This window comes from Qipengyuania sp., assembly GCF_043423005.1.
In the GTDB taxonomy this organism is placed as follows: domain Bacteria; phylum Pseudomonadota; class Alphaproteobacteria; order Sphingomonadales; family Sphingomonadaceae; genus Qipengyuania.
Genome location: NZ_JBHWMI010000043.1, coordinates 1 through 19,753 on the forward strand (window position 1 = coordinate 1; position 19,753 = coordinate 19,753).

General features: G+C 65.9%; 17 protein-coding genes and 1 pseudogene. 6 read left to right on the forward strand and 12 right to left on the reverse strand.

Going from position 1 to position 19,753, the window contains the following annotated elements:
• Positions 1 to 202 precede the first annotated feature (202 nt).
• The 4 genes from katG to aroC form a co-directional block, all read right to left on the reverse strand.
• Positions 203 to 2,419: a catalase/peroxidase HPI gene (katG, locus tag ACHFFA_RS07220; RefSeq protein ID WP_394270169.1), complete on the reverse strand. Its 2,217-nt coding sequence runs from the start codon at positions 2,417 to 2,419 to the stop codon at positions 203 to 205.
• A 199-nt stretch (positions 2,420 to 2,618) separates the two neighbouring features.
• Positions 2,619 to 4,208, reverse strand: coding sequence for an alkyl hydroperoxide reductase subunit F (gene ahpF / locus ACHFFA_RS07225; RefSeq protein WP_394270170.1), 1,590 nt, complete (start codon positions 4,206 to 4,208; stop codon positions 2,619 to 2,621).
• A 158-nt stretch (positions 4,209 to 4,366) separates the two neighbouring features.
• Positions 4,367 to 4,933: an alkyl hydroperoxide reductase subunit C gene (ahpC, locus tag ACHFFA_RS07230; protein ID WP_394270171.1), complete on the reverse strand. Its 567-nt coding sequence runs from the start codon at positions 4,931 to 4,933 to the stop codon at positions 4,367 to 4,369.
• Between the two features lie 129 nt (positions 4,934 to 5,062).
• Positions 5,063 to 6,124 carry a chorismate synthase gene (aroC, locus tag ACHFFA_RS07235; protein WP_394270172.1) on the reverse strand — a complete coding sequence of 354 codons (1,062 nt, stop codon included), beginning with the start codon at positions 6,122 to 6,124 and terminating at the stop codon, positions 5,063 to 5,065.
• 283 nt (positions 6,125 to 6,407) lie between these two features.
• Between aroC and ruvA the strand changes: the two genes are divergently transcribed.
• Genes ruvA through ruvB form a run of 3 tightly spaced genes read left to right on the forward strand, consistent with a single transcriptional unit; the run spans position 6,408 to position 8,408 of the window.
• Positions 6,408 to 7,013, forward strand: a complete 606-nt coding sequence (gene ruvA, locus ACHFFA_RS07240) for a Holliday junction branch migration protein RuvA (RefSeq protein WP_394270173.1) — start codon at positions 6,408 to 6,410, stop codon at positions 7,011 to 7,013.
• Complete coding sequence (locus tag ACHFFA_RS07245) at positions 7,010 to 7,384, forward strand: hypothetical protein (protein ID WP_394270174.1); 375 nt, start codon at positions 7,010 to 7,012, stop codon at positions 7,382 to 7,384. The genes ruvA and ACHFFA_RS07245 overlap by 4 nt, the downstream gene beginning before the upstream one ends.
• Positions 7,377 to 8,408, forward strand: a complete 1,032-nt coding sequence (gene ruvB, locus ACHFFA_RS07250; RefSeq protein ID WP_394270175.1) for a Holliday junction branch migration DNA helicase RuvB — start codon at positions 7,377 to 7,379, stop codon at positions 8,406 to 8,408. The genes ACHFFA_RS07245 and ruvB overlap by 8 nt, the downstream gene beginning before the upstream one ends.
• Positions 8,409 to 8,472: 64 nt before the next feature.
• Here the strand turns inward: ruvB and acnA are convergent, their stop codons facing one another.
• Together acnA and ACHFFA_RS07260 are read right to left on the reverse strand one after the other, a co-directional pair.
• Entirely contained in the window at positions 8,473 to 11,148 is a 2,676-nt protein-coding gene (acnA, locus tag ACHFFA_RS07255; protein WP_394270176.1) for an aconitate hydratase AcnA, read from the reverse strand.
• Positions 11,149 to 11,271: 123 nt separating this feature from the next.
• Positions 11,272 to 12,198, reverse strand: a complete 927-nt coding sequence (locus tag ACHFFA_RS07260) for a DMT family transporter (RefSeq protein WP_394270177.1) — start codon at positions 12,196 to 12,198, stop codon at positions 11,272 to 11,274.
• Positions 12,199 to 12,327: 129 nt separating this feature from the next.
• Between ACHFFA_RS07260 and ACHFFA_RS07265 the strand changes: the two genes are divergently transcribed.
• Positions 12,328 to 13,698: a L,D-transpeptidase family protein gene (locus tag ACHFFA_RS07265; RefSeq protein ID WP_394270178.1), complete on the forward strand. Its 1,371-nt coding sequence runs from the start codon at positions 12,328 to 12,330 to the stop codon at positions 13,696 to 13,698.
• A gap of 7 nt (positions 13,699 to 13,705) precedes the next feature.
• Here the strand turns inward: ACHFFA_RS07265 and ACHFFA_RS07270 are convergent, their stop codons facing one another.
• From ACHFFA_RS07270 to ACHFFA_RS07280, 3 genes and pseudogenes are all read right to left on the reverse strand, one after another.
• The gene (locus ACHFFA_RS07270; RefSeq protein ID WP_394270179.1) at positions 13,706 to 14,203 is read right to left on the reverse strand and encodes a hypothetical protein; all 498 of its coding nucleotides are present in this window, start codon (positions 14,201 to 14,203) and stop codon (positions 13,706 to 13,708) included.
• 2 nt (positions 14,204 to 14,205) lie between these two features.
• Positions 14,206 to 14,745: a murein L,D-transpeptidase catalytic domain-containing protein gene (locus ACHFFA_RS07275; RefSeq protein WP_394270206.1), complete on the reverse strand. Its 540-nt coding sequence runs from the start codon at positions 14,743 to 14,745 to the stop codon at positions 14,206 to 14,208.
• A 135-nt stretch (positions 14,746 to 14,880) separates the two neighbouring features.
• Positions 14,881 to 15,048 (reverse strand): annotated as a pseudogene (locus ACHFFA_RS07280) (hypothetical protein); the annotation flags it as partial.
• Here ACHFFA_RS07280 and ACHFFA_RS07285 point away from each other — a divergent pair.
• Positions 15,006 to 15,500, forward strand: a complete 495-nt coding sequence (locus ACHFFA_RS07285; protein WP_394270180.1) for a hypothetical protein — start codon at positions 15,006 to 15,008, stop codon at positions 15,498 to 15,500. The pseudogene ACHFFA_RS07280 and the gene ACHFFA_RS07285 sit on opposite strands and share 43 nt — an antisense overlap.
• Here the strand turns inward: ACHFFA_RS07285 and ACHFFA_RS07290 are convergent.
• Positions 15,497 to 16,411, reverse strand: a complete 915-nt coding sequence (locus ACHFFA_RS07290; RefSeq protein ID WP_394270207.1) for a histone deacetylase — start codon at positions 16,409 to 16,411, stop codon at positions 15,497 to 15,499. The two genes, ACHFFA_RS07285 and ACHFFA_RS07290, sit on opposite strands and share 4 nt — an antisense overlap.
• 76 nt (positions 16,412 to 16,487) lie before the next feature.
• Positions 16,488 to 17,621, reverse strand: coding sequence for a flavodoxin-dependent (E)-4-hydroxy-3-methylbut-2-enyl-diphosphate synthase (gene ispG, locus ACHFFA_RS07295; protein WP_394270181.1), 1,134 nt, complete (start codon positions 17,619 to 17,621; stop codon positions 16,488 to 16,490).
• A 98-nt stretch (positions 17,622 to 17,719) separates the two neighbouring features.
• On the opposite strand from ispG, the gene ACHFFA_RS07300 reads away from it, so the two are divergent.
• Positions 17,720 to 18,727, forward strand: coding sequence for an isoaspartyl peptidase/L-asparaginase family protein (locus ACHFFA_RS07300; protein ID WP_394270182.1), 1,008 nt, complete (start codon positions 17,720 to 17,722; stop codon positions 18,725 to 18,727).
• Here the strand turns inward: ACHFFA_RS07300 and ACHFFA_RS07305 are convergent.
• On the reverse strand, positions 18,712 to 19,623 hold the full coding sequence (locus ACHFFA_RS07305) for a prephenate dehydratase (RefSeq protein ID WP_394270183.1): 912 nt from the start codon (positions 19,621 to 19,623) through the stop codon (positions 18,712 to 18,714). The two genes, ACHFFA_RS07300 and ACHFFA_RS07305, sit on opposite strands and share 16 nt — an antisense overlap.
• Positions 19,624 to 19,753: the final 130 nt, after the last annotated feature.

Genomic DNA, 19,753 nt, shown 5'->3' on the forward strand with positions numbered 1-19,753 from the left:
AATCTGCAGCTCGACTGGCTGTCTGCCGCCCCCCAAGCCTCGGCCATCGCCGCGATACGACCGTCGCATCGCCGCCACGGGGGTGAGGGTGCGGTCTATCTGATCCTGCGCAAGGGGCACTGAGCCGCCTTCGGGCGCGCACGAAAAAGCCCCCCGATCCACCGACCGGGGGGCTTCCAATCAGACCGCGATGCCTGTGCCTTCAGCCTTCGTGATACTTGGCGTAGGTCAGGTCGAACCGATCGGCATCCATCACCTTCGTCCAGGCTGTCACGAAATCGCGGACGAACTTTTCCTCGTTGCCGTTCATTGCATAGACTTCGCCCACGGCGCGCAGTTCGGCGTTCGAGCCGAAGACAAGGTCGCAGCGGGTGGCATGCCACTTTTCATGGCCTTCCGCACGATCGGTGGCGACATATTCCTCGTCATTGGTGCCCTCGACCACCTTCCACACATTGGTCATGTCGTAGAGGTTGACGAAGTAATCGTTGGTGAGCTGGCCCGGGCGCTTGGTGAAATGCCCGTGCCCGCGCTCGCCGTGGTTGCAACCAAGGACGCGCATCCCGCCGATCAACACCGCCATTTCAGGCACCGACAGCCCGAGCAGCGATGCACGGTCGAGCATCAGTTCCTCGGTCTTCACGCGCAGCTTCTTGGGCAGATAGTTGCGGAAGGCGTCGTGCTGGTGCTCCATCACCTGGAAGCTCTCGACATCGGTCTGCTCCTGGGTCGCATCGCCGCGTCCGCCGGTGAACGGGACGGGGACCGAGAAGCCGGCATCCGCGATCGCTTTCTCCAGCCCGACTACGCCGCCCAGCACGATGGCGTCGGCCATCGACAGCGAGCCGCGCAGCCCGTCGAGCGTGTCCAGCACCTTGGCAAGCTTCTCGGGTTCGTTGACGTTCCAGTCCTTCTGCGGCGCCAGACGGATACGCGCGCCATTGGCCCCGCCGCGATGGTCCGACTTGCGATAGGTCGAGGCCGAGGCCCATGCCGTCGTCACCAGCGAGCCGACAGTCAGCCCGCTGTCACGGATCTTCGCCTTGACGGCCTCGACCTCGGCATCGGTCGGCATGGTGCCCTGAGGTACGTTGTCCTGCCAGATCATGTCCTCGGCCGGAACCTCGGGGCCGAGGTAGCGGATCTTCGGCCCCATGTCGCGGTGGGTCAGCTTGAACCACGCGCGGGCGAAGGCGTCCTTGAACGCCTCGTGATCGTTGCGGAACTTCTCGCTGATGACGCGGAATTCGGGGTCCATCTTCAGCGCCATGTCGGCCGTGGTCATCATGGTCGGCACCTTGACGTTCGGGTCCCAGGCGGCCGGCGCCATGTCCTCCTCGCGCTGGTTGATCGGCTGCCACTGGCGCGCGCCTGCGGGACTGGTCACGATCTCGTATTCGTAGTCGAACAGCAGGCGGAAGTAGTTCTGGGTCCATTCGGTGGGGGTGTTGACCCAGCTTCCCTCCAGGCCGCTGGTCACCGTATGTTCGCCGATGCCGCCGCCCTCCGCGGTCGAAACCCAGCCGAAGCCCTGCGCCGTAAGGTCGCCGCCGGCGGGCGCACCGCCCAGCATCGAGGGATCGCCATTGCCGTGGCACTTGCCGAAAGTGTGGCCGCCGGCCGTCAGCGCGACGGTCTCCTCATGGTTCATCGCCATGCGGCCGAAGGTTTCCTTGATGTCGTGCGCCGACTGGAGCGGGTCCATATTGCCGCCGCGCCCTTCGGGGTTGACGTAGATGAGACCCATCTGGATCGCGGCCAGCGGCCCGTCGAGTTCGTGCAGGTCCTTGTCGGGATCGATGCGGGTCTGGACGCCTTCGTTGACCCACTTGTCCTCGTCTCCCCAATAGACGTCGCGTTCCGCCTCGTAGACGTCGGCCCGGCCGCCGCCGAAGCCGAACACCGGGCCGCCCATGCTTTCGATCGCGACATTGCCGGCAAGGATGAACAGATCGGCCCAGCTGATGTTGTTGCCGTATTTCTGCTTGATCGGCCACAGCAGGCGGCGCGCCTTGTCGAGATTGCCGTTGTCGGGCCAGCTGTCGAGCGGGGCGAAGCGTTGCTGCCCGCTGTTGGCGCCGCCGCGGCCGTCGCCCGTGCGATAGGTGCCGGCAGCGTGCCAAGCCATGCGGATGAAGAAGGGGCCGTAATGGCCGTAATCCGCCGGCCACCAGGGCTGGCTGTCGGTCATCAGATCGTGGAGGTCCTGCTTCAGCGCCCTGTAGTTGAGCGCGTTGAATGCGCGCGGGTAGTCGAAGTCCGCGCCCATCGGATCGACCGGGCCGTTGGGGGCGAGGATTTCGAGTGCGAGGCTGTCGGGCCACCAGTCGCGGTTCTGCCGTCCGAGCAGGCTGCGCACGCTGGTGTCGCCGTGTCCCATGGGGCAACCGCCGCTGAGCTCTCCGGTTTTCATGTCCATCAGGTCTCTCCTCGATACATAGACTCGAATGTCAGGAGAGGACGATGAAACCCTCATGTCAAAGGGTCAAATCGATTAATCGGGTCAATTTGAAAGGCATTTGCGATTGCGCGCACGCAGTGCGGGCGAGGACGCGAAAACGCCGCTCGTCCGGCAGGAAAAGCGGCGCTTCGGTGATGCAGGTGGTAATCGAAAGCCGTCAGGCGGCCTGCGCGACCTCGTCCACCGGTTCGGTCCGGATGAGATAGTCGAACGCGGAGAGGCCGCCTTTCGCGCCCTGGCCCATCGCCACCACGATCTGCTTGTAGGGCACGGTGGTAACGTCGCCGGCGGCGAAGATGCCGGGAATGCTGGTGCGGCCTTCCTCGTCGGTCTCGATCTCGCCGAACCGGCTGAGCGCCAGCCCGCTGTCTGCCAGCCATTCGGTATTGGGCACGAGGCCGATCTGGACGAACACCCCCTCGAGCGCGATCCGCCGTTCGGTGCCCGAGCTGCGGTCCTTGACGACGAGGCCGCTGACCTTGCCGGCATCGCCGAGGATCTCGGTCGTCTGGCCGCCGGTAACGATCTCGACATTGCCGAGGCTGCGCAGTTTCGCCTGCAGCACCTCGTCGGCCCGCAGCTTGGTATCGTATTCGATCAGGGTCACCTGCCCGGCAATCTTGGCAAGATCGATCGCCGCCTCGACGCCCGAATTGCCGCCGCCGATCACCGCGATCCGCTTGCCCTTGAACAGGGGCCCGTCGCAGTGCGGGCAATAGGCCACGCCCTTGTTGCGATACTCCGCCTCGCCCGGAATGCCGAGATTGCGCCACCGCGCCCCGGTGGCGAGGATCACGCTGCGCGCCTTCAATGCCGCGCCATTGCCCAGCTCTACCGTATGCAGCCCGCCTTCGCGGTCCGACGGAATCAGGCGCACAGCCTTGGCGAGGTTCATCAGGTCGATATCGTATTCGCGCACGTGGCGTTCCAGATCACCGGCCAGCTTCGGCCCTTCGGTGTAGGGGGTGCCGGGAAGGTTCTCGATCCCCAAAGTATCGTGCAGCTGCCCGCCGAAGCGTTCGGCCGCGACGCCGGTGCGAAAGCCCTTGCGTGCGGTGTAGATCGCCGCGCCTGCGCCCGCCGGACCGCCGCCGACCACCAGCACCTCGAAGGGATCCTTGTCGGCCAGTTTGGCGGCGGCGCGCGCCTCGGCGCCCTTGTCGAGCCGGGCGAGGATTTCAGCAAGTTCCAGCTTGCCGTTATAGAAGGGTTCGCCGTTGAGAAAGGTCGCGGGCACGGCCATCACGTCGCGCGCCTCGACCTCGTCCTTGAACGTCCCGCCCTCGATCAGCGTGGCGGTGATCCGCGGGTTTTCCAACGCCATCAAGGTCAGCGCCTGCACCACGTCGGGGCAGTTGTGACAGGATAGCGAGAAATACATCTCGAACGCGAAATCGCCTTCGAGGTCGCGCACCTGTTCGAGCAGGTCGGCATCGACCTTGGGCGGATGGCCGCCGGCCCACAGCAGCGCGAGGACCAGGCTGGTGAACTCGTGCCCCATCGGCAGGCCGGCAAAGCGGACCCACTTGTCGGCCGCGCTGGCCCGGCGGATGACGAAGCTCGGCACGCGGGCATCGGTGCCCTCGAACTGCGCGCTGACCATCGGGTGCAGTGCGGCGATCTCTTCGAGCAGTTCGCGCGTCTGGCGTGATTTCTCGTCATCGCCGACAGTCGCGACCAGTTCGATCGGCTCGCGCAGGTTGGCGAGGTAGGTCGAAAGCTGCTGAGTCATCGCGGGGTCGAGCATGGCAGGCTCCAGAATAGAATCGGACAGGACGTAGGGAAAAAGAAAAGAAGACCCGGGGGTTTGGGGGGGCAGCTCCCCGGGTCTTCCGGCCGCTCGGGGCAGTTGCCCCGGCGCCTGTCGCGCCCGCCGGAGGATAGAGCGGGCGCGAGCTTCGCTGGTCAGATCTTGCCGACGAGGTCGAGGCTGGGGGCCAGCGTCTCGCCGCCCTCTTCCCACGCCGCAGGGCACACCTGCCCGGGATTGGCGCGGACATACTGCGCAGCCTTGATCTTGCGAGCCAGTTCGTTGGCATTGCGGCCCACGCCCTCGCAGGTCTGCTCCATGATCTGGATCACGCCGTCGGGATCGATCACGAAAGTCGCCCGGTCGGCCAGACCGGCACTTTCGCGCAAGACGTCGAAATTACGCGCCAGAGTATGGTTCTGGTCGCCCAGGAACGGGAACTGGAGCTTGCCGATCTTGTCGCTGGTATCGTGCCACGCCTTGTGGCTGAAATGCGTGTCGGTCGACACTGCATAGACCTCGACGTCCATCTTCTGCAGCATCGCATACTGTTCGCCCAGATCTTCAAGCTCGGTCGGGCAGACGAAGGTGAAATCGGCCGGGTAGAAGAAGAACACCGCCCACTTACCCTTCACGTCTTCGTCGGTCACGTCGAAGAAGTCCTTGCCCGCCTGAAATGCGGTTGCCGTGAACGGTTTGAGCTGGCTGCCGATGATACCCATGAGAAACTCCGTTGATATGAAACTGGTGGAGCCGAGATAGGTATTGTGCGCCCGCAAAAAAGCGATTTTGTGCGATTGCGAGCATCGGAATTTTCTATCAGTAGCGTGGAACTTTCACATTGCTGGCCGCTACCCGCATTGCGCCCGATGCAGCAGCTTGTGATCCACCAGCACCAGCGCCATCATCGCCTCGACCACCGGGGTTCCGCGGATGCCCACGCAGGGATCGTGCCGTCCGCGCGTGCTCACCGCCGCAGCTTCGCCGGTGCGCGTGATGCTGGCGACCGGGGTCAGGATCGAACTGGTCGGCTTGAATGCCACCCGGCAGGTGATCGGTTGGCCGGTGGAAATACCGCCGGCTATCCCGCCGGCATGATTGCTCGCGAATTCCGGCCCCTGCCCGCCCGGGGACATTGCGTCGGCATTGTCCTCGCCGCTGAGCGCTGCGGCGCCGAAGCCCGCACCGATTTCGACGCCCTTGACCGCATTGATACCCATCATGGCCCCGGCAAGATCGGCATCCAGCTTGGCATAGAGCGGCGCGCCCCAGCCCGCCGGTACGCCGTGTGCATGGCACTCGACCACCGCGCCCAGCGATGACCCTTCCTTGCGTGCCCGATCCAGCCGCTCGGCCCATCTTACGGCAGCAGCGGCATCGGCGCTCCAGAAGGGATTGCGCGCGATCTCGTCGGCGTCGAACGTTTGCGCCGCATCGCCGCCGATGGCGCTGACGAAGGCCTGCACGCGAACCTCGGGAATGATCAGCCGCGCGATTGCCCCTGCCGCCACCCGCATCGCAGTTTCGCGTGCGCTCGACCTGCCGCCGCCGCGATAGTCGCGAAAGCCGTATTTCGCATCGTAGGCGTAATCCGCATGACCCGGCCGATAGGTATCGGCGATCTCGCCATAATCCTTCGAGCGCTGATCGGTATTTTCGATCAGGAGTGAAATCGGCGTGCCGGTGGTCCGTCCCTCGAACACGCCAGACAGGATTCGCACCGCATCGGCTTCCTGCCGTTGCGTCGTGTAGCGGTTCTGACCGGGGCGGCGCGCGTCGAGGAACGGCTGGATGTCCGCTTCGCTGAGCGCAATGCCCGGCGGACAGCCATCGAGCACGCCGCCGATCGCCGGGCCGTGGCTTTCGCCCCAGGTGGTGAGGCGCAGGACGCGCCCGAAGGTGTTCCAGCTCATCGTGCAGCCTCATAATGCAACCGCGCCCGGTGTCGAGCGGGCGGACAGGCGGGGCCGTTCGCGGCAGCGTTTCCTACCTCGCCCTGGTCTGCAACAGACCCGCGCATGGTTTCGCGCGCCCCTCTGATGGATCATTTGCCGACGCGCCCACGGCGCACCCGCTTTTTCGCGCCAGGACTGTGTGACAAGTGTGACAGCCCCCCGCCCAGTCGCCCGAAAGGCGGTTGCGGATGATTGGAGGCGGGGACTGGTCAAAGCCCGGCCGCTGGGCCAAGAACAAAGCATGATTGCAAAGCTCAAGGGCCTGCTCGACGAAACCGGTGCCGACTGGGCGGTGATCGACGTCGGCGGGGTCGGCTATCTCGTCCATTGCAGCGCCAGGACGCTGAGCCAGATGGGCGAGAAGGGCGAGGGCTGCACGGTCTTCACCGATCTGCAGGTCAGCGAGAACGACATGCGCCTGCTGGGCTTCGCCGACGCGGCGGAGCGGGACTGGTTTCGTCAGCTGACGCAGGTGCAGGGGGTGGGCAGCAAGGTCGCGCTGGCGATCCTTTCGGCCCTGACCACGGGCGAACTGCAAGCGGCCTGCGCCAAGGGCGACGCGGCGATGGTGGCGCGCGCGCAGGGGGTCGGGCCCAAGCTCGCCGGGCGGATCGTCAACGAGCTCAAGGACAAGGCCGGCGCGCTGCCGGGCGGCGGCGGAGCCGCAGGCGCGGTGGCGGTGCTGCCGGCCGGCAGCCGCGAGGCGGATGCGGCCAGCGCGCTCGAGAACCTCGGCTTCAAACCGGCGGTGGCCGCGCAGGCGGTGGCCCGCGCGGTGGAGGAACTGGGCAGGGAGGCCGCGGAAGGCGACCTCATCCGCGTGGCATTGAAGAGGGCGGCGGGGTGAGCGCGCGGCAGTTTCACCTGACGATCATCGCCTTCGTTGCGCTGGCCTATATGACGGTCCGCATCGGCATCGCGCCGGAAAGCGGCTGGCTGCGGTTCCATACGACGGACTTCCTCGCCGGAGTGGCGCTGCCTTCGGTCATTGCACTGGCTTTCGATGATGTCTCGGTATCGAGGCTGCCCGGTACGCTCGGGGGCAAGCTCGCACTTACCGCGGGGGCAGTGGTGGTCTGGGAAGGGATCGTGCCTTTGGTCAGCGAACGTTCGACCGCCGATTGGCGCGACGTAATCGCCTATTTCGCCGGAACGGCGGTGCAGCACGTGGTGCAAGCGGCCGCGTTCAGCGCGCCAAAGGTGGCCGTGAATGACTGATCAGACGCCCCTCCACACCCCTCAGCGCCAGCCGGACGACCCGGACGCCGCGCTGCGCCCGAAATCGCTGGCCGAATTTGTCGGGCAGGCGGCGGCGCGGGAGAACTTGCGCGTGTTCATCGAGGCGGCGCGCGGGCGGGGCGAGGCGATGGACCATGTGCTGTTCTTCGGCCCGCCCGGTCTCGGCAAGACCACGCTCGCGCAGATCGTCGCCCGGGAGCTCGGCGTCGGTTTCCGGGCAACCAGCGGGCCGGTGATCGCCAAGGCGGGCGATCTCGCGGCGCTGCTCACCAATCTCGAGCCCCACGATGTCCTCTTCATCGACGAGATCCACCGTCTCAATCCAGTGGTCGAGGAAGTGCTTTACCCGGCAATGGAGGACCGCGCGCTCGACATCATGATCGGCGAAGGGCCATCGGCGCGCAGCGTCAGGATCGACCTGCCGCCTTTCACGCTGGTCGGCGCGACGACCCGGCAGGGGCTATTGACCACCCCCTTGCGCGACCGGTTCGGCATCCCGGTGCGGCTCTCCTTCTACAGCGAGGACGAGCTGCTCAAGGTGGTGACCCGCGGCGCCGGGCTGACGGGCCTTGCCATGGACGAAGGCGGCGCGCGCGAGATCGCCCGCCGTTCGCGCGGGACGCCGCGGGTCGCGGGGCGGCTGCTGCGCCGGGTGCGGGACTTCGCCCATGTGTTGGGCGAGCCCGGCGTCACCGCCCGGGTGGCCGACGATGCGCTGACCCGGCTCGAGGTGGACCGGCTGGGGCTCGATGCGATGGACCGGCGCTACCTCGGAATGATCGCACACACCTACAGGGGCGGTCCGGTCGGGGTGGAAACGCTGGCCGCGGGGCTAGCCGAACCGCGCGACACGGTGGAAGAGGTGATCGAGCCCTATCTCATCCAGCTCGGCCTGATCGCGCGGACCGCGAGAGGGCGCTGCCTCAACGAAGGCGGCTGGCGGCATCTCGGGCTGACGCCGCCCGGTGCGCCCCAGGGGGGGCTGTTCGACGACGGCGACTGATGTTCCGCCGGCCCTAGGGGCTGCCGCAGGGTCGCCGCCGAAACGACGACCCCGGCAGGCAGGATCAGTCAGTCGCCAGCTTGCGCAGTACGTACTGGAGGATGCCGCCGTTGCGATAATACTCCATCTCGTTCGCGGTATCGATGCGGCATAGCGCGGTGAAGGAGGCGGTGCTGCCGTCCTGCCGCGTGACCTCGACCTCGATGTCCTGACCGGGGGTCAGGCTTCCGAGGCCCTTGATCGCAAAGGTCTCGCTGCCGTCGAGCGCCAGGGTCTTGCGGCTCTCGCCCTGCCGGAACTGCAGCGGCAGGACGCCCATCCCCACCAGGTTCGACCGGTGGATACGCTCGAAGCTTTCGACGATCACCGCCCGCACGCCCAGAAGGACCGTACCCTTGGCCGCCCAGTCGCGGCTCGATCCGGTTCCGTATTCCTTGCCCGCGATGACGACCAGCGGCGTCCCGTCCGCCTGGTGCTTCATCGCCGCATCGTAGATCGGCATCGTAGTTCCGTTGTAGGTGGTAACGCCGCCCTCTACCCCCGGAACCATCTCGTTGCGGATGCGGATATTAGCGAAGGTGCCGCGCATCATCACCTCGTGATTGCCGCGCCGGCTGCCGTAGGAGTTGAAGTCCGCCTTCGCGACCTGATGGCTCTTCAGATACTCGCCGGCGGGCGAATCCTCCTTGATCGAGCCGGCGGGGCTGATGTGATCGGTGGTGACGCTGTCGCCCAGCACCGCCAGCGCCCTGGCTCCGACGATGTCGGTCACCGGTGCCGGTTGCATGCTCATGCCCTGGAAGAACGGCGGGTTGGCGACATAGGTGCTGCCCGGGTTCCAGCGATAGGTATCCGACGCCTCGACGCGGATCGCCTGCCAGTGCTCGTCGCCGTCATAGACGTTGGCATAACGCTGCACGAACATGTCGCGATCGATGTTGGCAGCGCGGTGTTCGGCGATCTCGGCGTTGCTCGGCCAGACGTCGGCCAGCATCACCGGATTGCCCTGCTGGTCCATTCCCAGCGGGGTTTCGGTGATGTCCTGGGTCACCGTGCCCTTGATCGCATAGGCGACGACCAGGGGCGGGCTGGCGAGGAAGTTGGCGCGCACATCGGGCGACACCCGGCCCTCGAAGTTGCGATTGCCGGACAGGACGCTGGCCGCAACCACGTCGTTGCTGTTGATCGCGGTGCTGATCGGTTGGGCCAGCGGGCCGGAATTGCCGATGCAGGTGGTGCAGCCATAACCGACCAGGTCGAAGCCCATCGCATCGAGATCGTCCTGAAGGCCGGACTTCTCGAGATAATCGGTGACGACCTGCGATCCCGGCGCAAGGCTGGTCTTGACCCACGGCTTGGGCTTCAGCCCGCGCTCGCGCGCCTTCTTGGCCACGAGACCGGCGGCGATCAGCACATCGGGATTGGAGGTATTGGTACAGCTGGTGATGGCCGCGATCACCACGTCGCCATCGCCCACGTCATGCGGCGCGTCGGCAACGGCGAAACGCCGTGCCTTGTCCTTGCCATAGACCGTCTTGAGTTCGCTGTTGAACAACTCGTCCACCTGCGGCAGCGCCACCCGGTCCTGCGGACGCTTGGGCCCGGCGAGGCTGGGCACGACCTGGCTCATGTCGAGATCCAGAGTGCGGGTGAACACGGGTTCGTTCTCGGGCGTGAACCACATCCCCTGCTCGCGGGCATAGGCCTCGACCAGCGCCAGCGTCTCCTCGTCGCGGCCGGTGAGGCGCATGTAGTCGATCGTCTTTTCGTCGATCCCGAAGAAGCCGCAGGTCGCGCCGTATTCTGGGGCCATGTTGGCGATCGTCGCTCGGTCGGCGAGGGTGAGATTGGCGACGCCCGGTCCGTAGAACTCGACGAAGCGACCGACCACCCCGACCTCGCGCAGCATCTGCACGCAGGTCAGCACGAGATCGGTAGCGGTCACGCCTTCGGCCATCGCGCCGGTCAGCTTGAAGCCGATTACTTCGGGAATCAGCATCGAGATCGGCTGCCCGAGCATCGCTGCCTCGGCCTCGATCCCGCCGACGCCCCAGCCCAGCACGCCGAGGCCGTTGATCATGGTGGTGTGGCTGTCGGTTCCAACGCAGGTGTCGGGATAGGCGACCAGATCGCCTTTATCCGTGGTGGACGACCACACGCCCTTGCCGATGTATTCGAGGTTCACCTGATGGCAGATGCCGGTGCCCGGCGGAACGGCAGAGAAGTTGCGGAAGCTCTTCGAGCCCCACTTGAGGAAGTCGTAACGCTCCGCGTTGCGGGCGTACTCCAGCTCCATGTTGCGTTCCATCGCCTTGGGATGGCCGAATTCGTCGACCATCACCGAGTGGTCGATGACGAGATTCACCGGAACCTGCGGGTTGATCTTCGCGGTGTCGCCGCCCAGCGTTGCGATGGCATCGCGCATCGCCGCAAGGTCGACGACGCAAGGCACCCCGGTGAAATCCTGCAAAAGGACGCGGGCAGGGCGGTACTGGATTTCCTTGCCGGTCGCCGGGTTCTTCTGCCAGTCGGCAATGGCCTGTGCATCCTCGACCGAAACGGTAAAGCCCCCGTCCTCGAACCGCAGCATGTTTTCGAGCAGCACCTTGAGGCTGAACGGCAGGCGGGAGACATCGCCCAGCTTTTGCGCAGCCTTGGCGAGCGAATAATAGCTGTATGACTTGCCGCCCACCGTAAGCGTCGAACGAACCGAGAGCGTGTCCTTGCCAACCTGCGTCATGGGGGGCGGTAGTCCTTTCTGTCTGGAGCCGTCAGCCGATCAATGGGCGGGACGGCGGAATGTGCCGCGCGTCTGCGACGGACGGCCGCAAAAATCAAGGGCAGCCCCCCGGGCGCGCCCCTCTTACCCGGCGGGGGTCGGGGCCGCGGGGCGCCGGGTTGCGATCCAGCACCCGGCCACGATCAGGACCGCTCCGCCCGCGGCGCTTGGCGTGACATGCTCGGCTAGCAGGAGCCAGCCGAAGGCTGTCGCCCAGAGGAAACCCGAGTATTCGAGCGGGACCAGCAGCTGCGCCTCGGCACGGGCATAGGCCCAGGCCATGGTCAGGGCGCCGCCCACCGTCAGGATCGCCCCGACGCCGACGGCGGGAAGACCGGAGCCGGGCCAGGCGAACAGCCACGGCGCCGCAAGCAAATAGACGAGGCTGGCCACCCCGAAGTAGAATGTCGCGACTTCCGTCGGGCGTGCGATCAGGGCCTGCTGGCGCTGGAGCACGAGGTTCCAGGCATAGAGCAAGGAAGAAAAGCCGATCGCGGCAAGGCCACCCCAGGTCTCGTTAGAAAGGCCGCCGCCGCTCAGCTTGCCGCCGATGATGACGAAAACACCGGCAAGGCCTAGCACGGCACCCCCTATTGTCCGCGGATGGATCGGTTCGTGAAGGAGGGCGGCAGAGAGATAAAGCGCGAGGATCGGGGCGAAGAACGAGATTGCGATGGTCTCGGCCACCGGCAGTCTCGTCAGTGCGAAAAAGAAAGTCAGCGCCATCAACGCCCCAACCGTGCCCCGGACGAGGTGAATGCGCATCGCCCGCCGTCCGGGCCAAAGCGGGCGGCCGGCAAGCCACACGGGCAGGGCGATCGCGAACGCTGCGCCCGCACGCAGCAGCGCCGCCATGTAAGCGCCCATGGCCAGCGACGCCTGCTTCATGAAGACATCCATCAGCGATAGCATCGCGATCCCCGCCGCAGCCGCGAGGACGGGGCGGAGGGGGGATGTGGCACCGGTCACCGGCTGGCGATAGCCTCGCACGGTCGCCGCGTCATCCTGCAACTGCGGTTCAGCCGATGGAAAGCGTGACTGTTCGAGGTGAGGGCGCTAGAACGCACATGAACGGGCCGGGCGCAGTGCTGCGCCGGCGGCAGGCAATCGGTGGAACGGATGAAAATCGCAGCGAGTTTGATGGGTACGATGATCGGCACGGTGGTTCTTGCACCGGTCGCCTTGGCGCAGGAAGCGGCGCCGCAAAGCATACTGCCGTCCGCGAACATGCCTGCCGAAAGTGCTGGGTCAACCCGTCAAAGCGTCGGCGAAGCGTTCGGCGACATCGCCGCGCAATCGGGCGAGGTGGTGCAGCCGGTGCCGGTGCTGGTCGGCGAATGGAGCGCGGCGCAGGCGCGGCAACTGCTCGCCTTCATCCCCACGGTTGCTGCCGAAGGGCTCAATCCCAAGGATTACGATATCGGACTGGCCGACGCCATCGCCCGCGGCGAGGGTGCCGAGCTGAACGAAATCGCGAGCCGGGTGTTCGTCTGGCTGGTCGAGGATCTGCGCGACGGCCGCACCCCCATGGAGGCCCGGCGCCAGTGGTTCGTCGTCGATCCCGACGCCGACCGGCTGCCGACTCACAAGCTGCTCGAGGACGCACTGGCCAGCGGCAGGATCGCCGAGACGCTGCAGACGCTGGCTCCGGTCCATGCGGATTATGCGAGTCTCAAGGCGCAGCTTGCAACGACGACCGATCCGGCCAAGCGCAAGCTGATCCGCGCCAATATGGACCGTTGGCGCTGGCTGCCGCGAGATCTCGGGCGGCAGTATCTGCTGACCAACGTGCCTGAGATGCAGTTGCGGCTGACGGTCAACGAACGGATTATCAAGAGCTATCGCACCGTGGTCGGCAAGCCGGGGCGCACCGCGACCCCGCAGCTTGCCGAGATGGTCGAGGCGGTGATCTTCAACCCGACCTGGACGGTGCCGCAGTCGATCGTGAAGGGCGAGGGACTGGGCGCCAAGGTGCTGGGCAATCCCGGCTGGGCGCGCGCGGCCGGCTACAAGGCGACCAAGGGCGAGAACGGCTGGATCACCGTCGTGCAGCAGCCGGGGCCGAACAACTCGCTCGGCCTGATGAAACTCGACATGCCGAACGAGCATGCGATCTTCCTTCACGACACGCCGAGCAGGCATCTGTTCGCGCAGGACAACCGGGCGCTCAGCCACGGGTGCATCCGCGTCGAGGGCGCACGCGAACTGGCCATGACGATGTCGATGCTCGGCAATGCGCAGACGCGCGAGGATATTCCGGCGATCCAGCAGGAGGTCAGCGAAATTACCGCCAGCGGGAAGTACACACGTTATCCGATGACGAAGCAGTGGCCCGTCTACATCACCTATTTCACGATGGGGACCGACGTCGAAGGATCGATGCGCAGCTTTGCGGACGTCTATGGCCGCGATGCGCCGGTGCTCGCCGCGCTTGATGCGCCGCGTCAGCGTGATCGGGCGCGCAAGACCAGTGAGGAAGCGGTCGAGATCATCGACGACATGCAGACCTGACAAGGGTCTAGGCGGAAAGTTCGGCTTCTTCGCGCGCGATGATGACCTGCCGGCGGTACAGGAAACCGGCGGGAATGGCGAAGGCGCCGACCATCAGGAATGCGATCCAGGAAAAGGTTGACGCTTCCGATGACAGGAAGCTCGATCTGGCGACCGCAAACGCGGCAGCGATCGTCGCATCGATAAGGGCCAGCCCAAGCGCAAGGGGATGAGCGATACGATCGCCAAGCAACCATGCGACCGGAAGTCCGAAGATGGTAAGGTAAAAGGCGATCACAAAGCTGGCGCCCACCACAACCAAGGCAAGGGCGAATCCCGCCGCCCCGATCATCAGAAGAAGCTCCGCCGGGCTTGCGCCTGCGAACTCGTCAGCCGGCAACGTGAAGATAACGATGGCGGCGTTCACCAGCACGCCGATCTCGGCGGCGCCGATGCTGGCGGGAACTATCGCGCCAACTGGCGCCACGACGCCGGGCCTGCTTTCGTAGGTCGGGCGATAACTCAAGCTCAGCCAGCGCCCGGAGCGATGCGTTCGATGATCTCGCCTCCGTCGCGCACAATCAGATCGGCCTGTGGGCGGGGCGGCCGTACGATCGTGCCATCCTCGGCAAAGCCCAGGCTTTCGGCGTAGATGAGCCGCCCGCCGGACAGCGCAATCAACGCGCGGTCGAACTGTTCCGGCCCCATGGCAAGGCAACCGTTGGATCGCCCGAGACGCCCCCATCGCGATACGTGTTCGGGCCGGGCGTACTCGGCCTGATGCATGACGATGGCCCGATCGAGCGCGTTGGAATTGGTCGGATCGAGGCCGTCCATGCGGATCGAGGTTCCGAACTTGCCGACATACCAGCTGCGGGTCATGTAGGCGCCGCGGCTGGTCGCTTCGCTGCCCTCGATATTCGAATATCGCTTGAGCCATCCGTCATGCTCGGAATCCGAGCCGGTCCCGTGGGTCACCAGAAAGCTCTCGACGCGCTGATTGGCGAGGTCGACGAAATGGAATCGCGGCTGCGCGGAATGAAGCGCGAAATCCGCGATGCCGACCATGTCGCGCTTCCAGATCCGGTCTCCCACCCGCGCGACCTGCGCCCGCGCCACGTCGAGCAGGCGGGCATCGCGCCGGGCGGTGGGGTTGACCTGGGCAAAGACCCGAGCGGGAAATGCGGCTGCGGCGCCGACGGCAAGACTGCCCTTCAGAAGATCGCGACGGTTCATGAAAAGTGTGTTTATCACCTGATTGATAGAGGCGCCATTAACGATGGCCTGGCCGCCATGGAACGGGGCATCGTGGCGACGATTGCCATTGCATGATGAGAACTGTTGTCCTCGCCGCCTCGCTGGCACTCGCATCCTGCACCGCTCAGACAGGCACCTTGCCGACTGCCGGTCCCGCACCGGTCATCGCACCGTCGCCACCGTCCGGGCAGGCCACGCTGATCCATGATCGCGCAGCTGCCGCTCGCCTGTTGTCCGCCGGCGGGATCACCCTCCAGTGGATCGACTGGAACCGGCGGGGCTCGCTCAATGCGCGAACGGTGGATGGACGCATCCTCCTTACCGGTACGCAATCCGCACAATCCGGCCCGGGAAAGCTTTACCTGGACGGCTGGGTGAAGGAGATCGGTACGGACTATTTCATTTTCGCAGGAACGATCCGCATCGCCGATACACCCGACGAGGGGCGGCGGTGCGAAGCGGACCGGACCTGGCGCTTCGCCATCACGCAGGATCGACCCTACTGGCGTCTGCGCGACTTCGAATGGTGCGACGGTCTGACCGATTATGTCGACATCTATTTCTAGATGGGCGGCTTCCAGCGCGCATTTTCAGACGCGCAGGCGATCATCGAATGGGCGTGCCGCGCCGCGACCATCGCCGGATCGTCGCCATAGCCACCGCCCAGCGCACTTGCGACAGGGACGCCCCGCCGCCTGCTCTCGCCCACGACCAGCGCATCGCGCGCCGCAATCCCCTCGTCGGTAAGCGCGAGCCGGCCGAGCTTGTCGTCCTGGTGAACGTCGACCCCGGCCTGATACAGCACGATGTCCGGCCCGAACGTGTCGAATACCGCCGGCAGCGCTTCGGCCAGCGCCGCGAGATAGCCGGCGTCGGTCGTGCCATCGCCCAGAGCGATGTCGAGCGAGGATCGCGCCTTGCGCACCGGAAAGTTCTTCTCCGCATGCAGCGAAAGGGTGAAGACTTCGTCCCGCCCGGCAGTGAGGCTTGCCGTGCCGTCACCCTGATGGACGTCGCAATCGACGATCAGGACCCGCCGGGCCAGCCCCTCGGCGATGAGGCGATTAGCGGTGACGGCGAGATCGTTGAACACGCAATAGCCGGCGCCTGTATCGTAGAGGGCATGATGGCTTCCCGCGGCGCTGTTGGCGGCATAGCCATGGCGCATCGCCAGCCGGGCTGCCATCCAGGTCCCCCCGTTGGTATGGCGAACCCGGTCGCGGATGCGCGCGGTCACGGGAAAGCCGATGCGCCGCTCCTTTTCGCGCGGGACGTTCGCCGCGAAAACTTCGGCCACGTAATCGGGGCAATGCACGGCTTCCAGCCATTCGCGGGGACATGGCGGCGGGGCGTGTTCGCACAAGGGATAACCGCTATCGCGCAGCGCGCTCATCACGAGCATATACTTGTCGAAGCGAAAGCTCCCGCGCTCGGGCGGCGGGGCCATGTAATCGACATGATGGACGACGTGCAGCAGGTCTAGCGATCCTGAGGCCCGGGCCGTATCGCGCCGCACGCAATGACCCACAGCACGCACAGCGCGCCGGATCGTGTCACGATACGACTTCCGCCATGCCGGCGTCGCTCATCTCGCGCTCGATCGCCGCCGCACGTTCCTCGACCAGGCGCACGATGTGATCGAGCATCGTATCGCTTTCGATATGATGGTCCTTGACCCCGGACAGGTAGACCATGTGCCGGCCGTTGCCCCCACCGGTCAGACCGATGTCGGTCTCGCGCGCCTCGCCCGGGCCGTTGACGACGCAGCCGAGGACCGACAGGCTCATCGGCGTCTTGATGTGCTCGAGCCTCTTCTCCAGCGCTTCCACCGTGCGGATGACATCGAATCCCTGACGCGAGCAGGACGGGCACGAGACGACGCGGACCCCGCGGGTGCGAAGGCCAAGTGCCTTCAGCATCTCGAAGCCGACCTTGACCTCCTGCTCGGGTTCGGCGGATAGCGAGACGCGGATCGTATCACCGATCCCGGCCCACAGCAGGCTGCCCATTCCGATCGAACTCTTGACCGTGCCGCCGACCAGTCCCCCAGCCTCGGTGATGCCGAGATGGAGCGGGCAATCGACCGTTTCGGCAAGGGCATGATAGGCGGCCACGGCAAGAAACACGTCCGATGCCTTCACCGCGACCTTGTACTCGTGGAAATCGTGATCCTGCAGCAGCTTGATGTGATCGAGCGCGCTTTCGACCAGCGCTTCGGGGCAGGGTTCGCCGTATTTCTCGAGCAGGTGGCGTTCCAGGCTGCCCGCATTAACGCCGATGCGGATCGCGCAACCATTGGCCTTGGCCGCGCGGACCACCTCGGCCGCCCGGTCGCTGCCGCCGATATTGCCCGGATTGATCCGCAGGCACGCAGCACCCTTGTCCGCCGCTTCGAGGGCGCGCTTGTAGTGGAAATGGATGTCGGCGACGATCGGCACGCGGGCGGCGCGGGTTATCTGATCGAAATACGCGGTCGATTCCTCGGTCGGGCACGAGACCCGGATGATGTCCGCTCCGGCATCCTCGCATCGGCGGATCTGGTCGATCGTGGCGGCTACATCCTCGGTCGGCGTGTTGGTCATGGTCTGGACGCTGATCGGGGCATCGCCGCCCACCGGTACGGCGCCGACCATGATCTGGCGTGAGGGTCGGCGCTCGATCGTGCGCCACGGACGGATGGAAGACATGCCGGTCTTATAGGGAGCCGTCCATGAAGGAGCAATGACAGGCACAGAGAGCCGCAAGGGCGACTTGCAATGCTTCGGCGGTTCGGCAGAATGCGTTGATGCGCACCGTCCTCGTCCTTCTCGCTGCCCTTGCCTGCTCGACGTCGCTGATGGCTCAGGACCGATCCGCACCTCGGCAGGCGCCGGGGCCCGAGTGGTCGCTGGCGATCCACGGCGGCGCAGGTACGCTTTCGCGCAGCGACATGACGCCCGAACGCGACCGGGAATATCGTGCCGCGCTGCAGGCCGCGCTCGACGCCGGTGTGCGGGCGCTTGCAGGCGGCGGGTCCGCTCTCGACGCGGTGCAGACGGTCGTCATGCAGCTCGAGGATGACGCGCGGTTCAACGCCGGGCGCGGCGCCGTGTTCACTTGGGATGGCGGTCACGAACTGGATGCGGCGATCATGGACGGGCGCGATCGTTCGGCCGGCGCGGTCGCCGGGGTCGGCGGTATCCGCAATCCGATCACGCTGGCGCGCAAGGTGATGGAAGAGAGCCCCCACGTCATGCTGTCGGGCAAGGGTGCCGAAGCCTTCGCCGCAGAGCATGGCGTCGCCACCATGCCGGCGGACTGGTTTGACACCGAAGCACGCCGCGAGGCGCTCGAGAAGGTGAAGAGCGAGCAGGTGTCCGCCCTCGATGTCGACATCAAGTTCGGAACGGTCGGCGCCGTGGCACGCGATCGGGCCGGCAATCTCGCCGCGGCGACTTCGACGGGCGGGATGACCGGCAAGCGCTGGAACCGGATCGGGGACAGCCCCATTATCGGTGCCGGCACCTATGCCGACAATCGCAGTTGTGCGGTTTCGGCCACGGGTTGGGGCGAGTATTTCATCCGCGTGGGCGTCGCCAAGGCGATCTGCGACCGCCGGCTCTTGCTGCGCGAGGACATGCAGGTCGCAAGCGACACGGTGCTGGCGGAGGTCAAGGCGCTTGGCGGGGATGGCGGGGTGATCGTCGTGTCGGACGAAGGCGAAGCGGTGTTCAGCTTCAACACCGGCGGAATGTATCGCGGCCGGGCCGACAGCGCCGGCTTGAACGAAGTAGCGATCTACGCCGACGAGTAAGCTTGCCCGCGTTCGCGCGCGCGACGGTAGGTGCCCAGAAGGCGCACCGAGTTCGCCTGGAACGCCAGCTCGTCAAGCGCGGTATCGACTGCGGCGTCGCCGGGCGCCCCTTCGATATCGGCATAGAACATCGTCGCCGCGAAGCTCGCCCCCTGCTGATAGCTTTCCAGCTTGGTCATGTTGACGCCGTTGGTCGCGAAACAGCCGAGCGCCTTGTAAAGCGCCGCCGGCACGTTCCGCACTTCGAAGATCAGGGTCGTCATCAGCTTGCCTGGCCGCAAGGTCGCCGGATCGAGCGGGTCTTTGGCCAGCACGACGAACCGGGTCGTATTGTCATGCGCATCCTCGACCGCGCGCTCGATAGTCATCAGACCATAAAGATCGGCGGCGAGCGGGGGGGCGATGGCGGCGATATGCGGATTGTCGCTGTCCGCCACGAAAGCGGCCGCGCCTGCCGTATCCGCATGGCTGAGCCCGATCATCCCGCGCTCCCGCAGGAACCTGCGCGACTGGCCCAGCGCCTGGGGGTGGCTGTAGACCGTTCGGAAGGGCCCTTGCCCCGTCCCCATTAGATCATGCGTGATGCGCATGAAGTGTTCCGCCACGATGGCGAGCCCGCTTTCGGGGAGCAGGAAGTGTATGTCCGCCACCCTACCGTGCTGCGAATTCTCGATCGGGATCATCGCGCATCCGGCATCGCCCTGCCGGACCGCATCGAGCGCGTCCTCGAAGCCGACATAGGGCAGGGGCAGGGCTTCGGGCGCGAACTGCATCGCGGCCTGATGCGAATTGGAACCTGGCGCCCCGCCGAACGCAATGGCCCGCGCCGGCGCCAGCGATGCGGCCTCGTGCATGAGGGCGGCAAGCGTTGCGGCGGGCTTGGCAAAGGCGTCCATCGTCATCGCGCTAGTAGGCGCGGCGAGCCCGGACAAGCGGCATTGCACCGCGGCTAGCCCCTTGCGCCAGAGCGCGCCCTTGCCTAGAGCAGCCGCGACTGTGCCCACACTCGGACTTCGCAGGCTTTTC

What these genes read in the sequence shown, in the direction of transcription:
- katG (WP_394270169.1), bottom strand. Translation starts at nt 2,419, where the DNA reads ATGGACATGAAAACCGGAGAGCTCAGCGGCGGTTGCCCCATGGGACAC.
- ahpF (WP_394270170.1), bottom strand. Translation starts at nt 4,208, where the DNA reads ATGCTCGACCCCGCGATGACTCAGCAGCTTTCGACCTACCTCGCCAAC.
- ahpC (WP_394270171.1), bottom strand. Translation starts at nt 4,933, where the DNA reads ATGGGTATCATCGGCAGCCAGCTCAAACCGTTCACGGCAACCGCATTT.
- aroC (WP_394270172.1), bottom strand. Translation starts at nt 6,124, where the DNA reads ATGAGCTGGAACACCTTCGGGCGCGTCCTGCGCCTCACCACCTGGGGC.
- ruvA (WP_394270173.1), top strand. Translation starts at nt 6,408, where the DNA reads ATGATTGCAAAGCTCAAGGGCCTGCTCGACGAAACCGGTGCCGACTGG.
- ruvB (WP_394270175.1), top strand. Translation starts at nt 7,377, where the DNA reads ATGACTGATCAGACGCCCCTCCACACCCCTCAGCGCCAGCCGGACGAC.
- acnA (WP_394270176.1), bottom strand. Translation starts at nt 11,148, where the DNA reads ATGACGCAGGTTGGCAAGGACACGCTCTCGGTTCGTTCGACGCTTACG.
- ACHFFA_RS07265 (WP_394270178.1), top strand. Translation starts at nt 12,328, where the DNA reads ATGGGTACGATGATCGGCACGGTGGTTCTTGCACCGGTCGCCTTGGCG.
- ACHFFA_RS07275 (WP_394270206.1), bottom strand. Translation starts at nt 14,745, where the DNA reads ATGGTCGGCATCGCGGATTTCGCGCTTCATTCCGCGCAGCCGCGATTC.
- ACHFFA_RS07285 (WP_394270180.1), top strand. Translation starts at nt 15,006, where the DNA reads ATGATGAGAACTGTTGTCCTCGCCGCCTCGCTGGCACTCGCATCCTGC.
- ispG (WP_394270181.1), bottom strand. Translation starts at nt 17,621, where the DNA reads ATGTCTTCCATCCGTCCGTGGCGCACGATCGAGCGCCGACCCTCACGC.
- ACHFFA_RS07300 (WP_394270182.1), top strand. Translation starts at nt 17,720, where the DNA reads ATGCGCACCGTCCTCGTCCTTCTCGCTGCCCTTGCCTGCTCGACGTCG.
- ACHFFA_RS07305 (WP_394270183.1), bottom strand. Translation starts at nt 19,623, where the DNA reads ATGGACGCCTTTGCCAAGCCCGCCGCAACGCTTGCCGCCCTCATGCAC.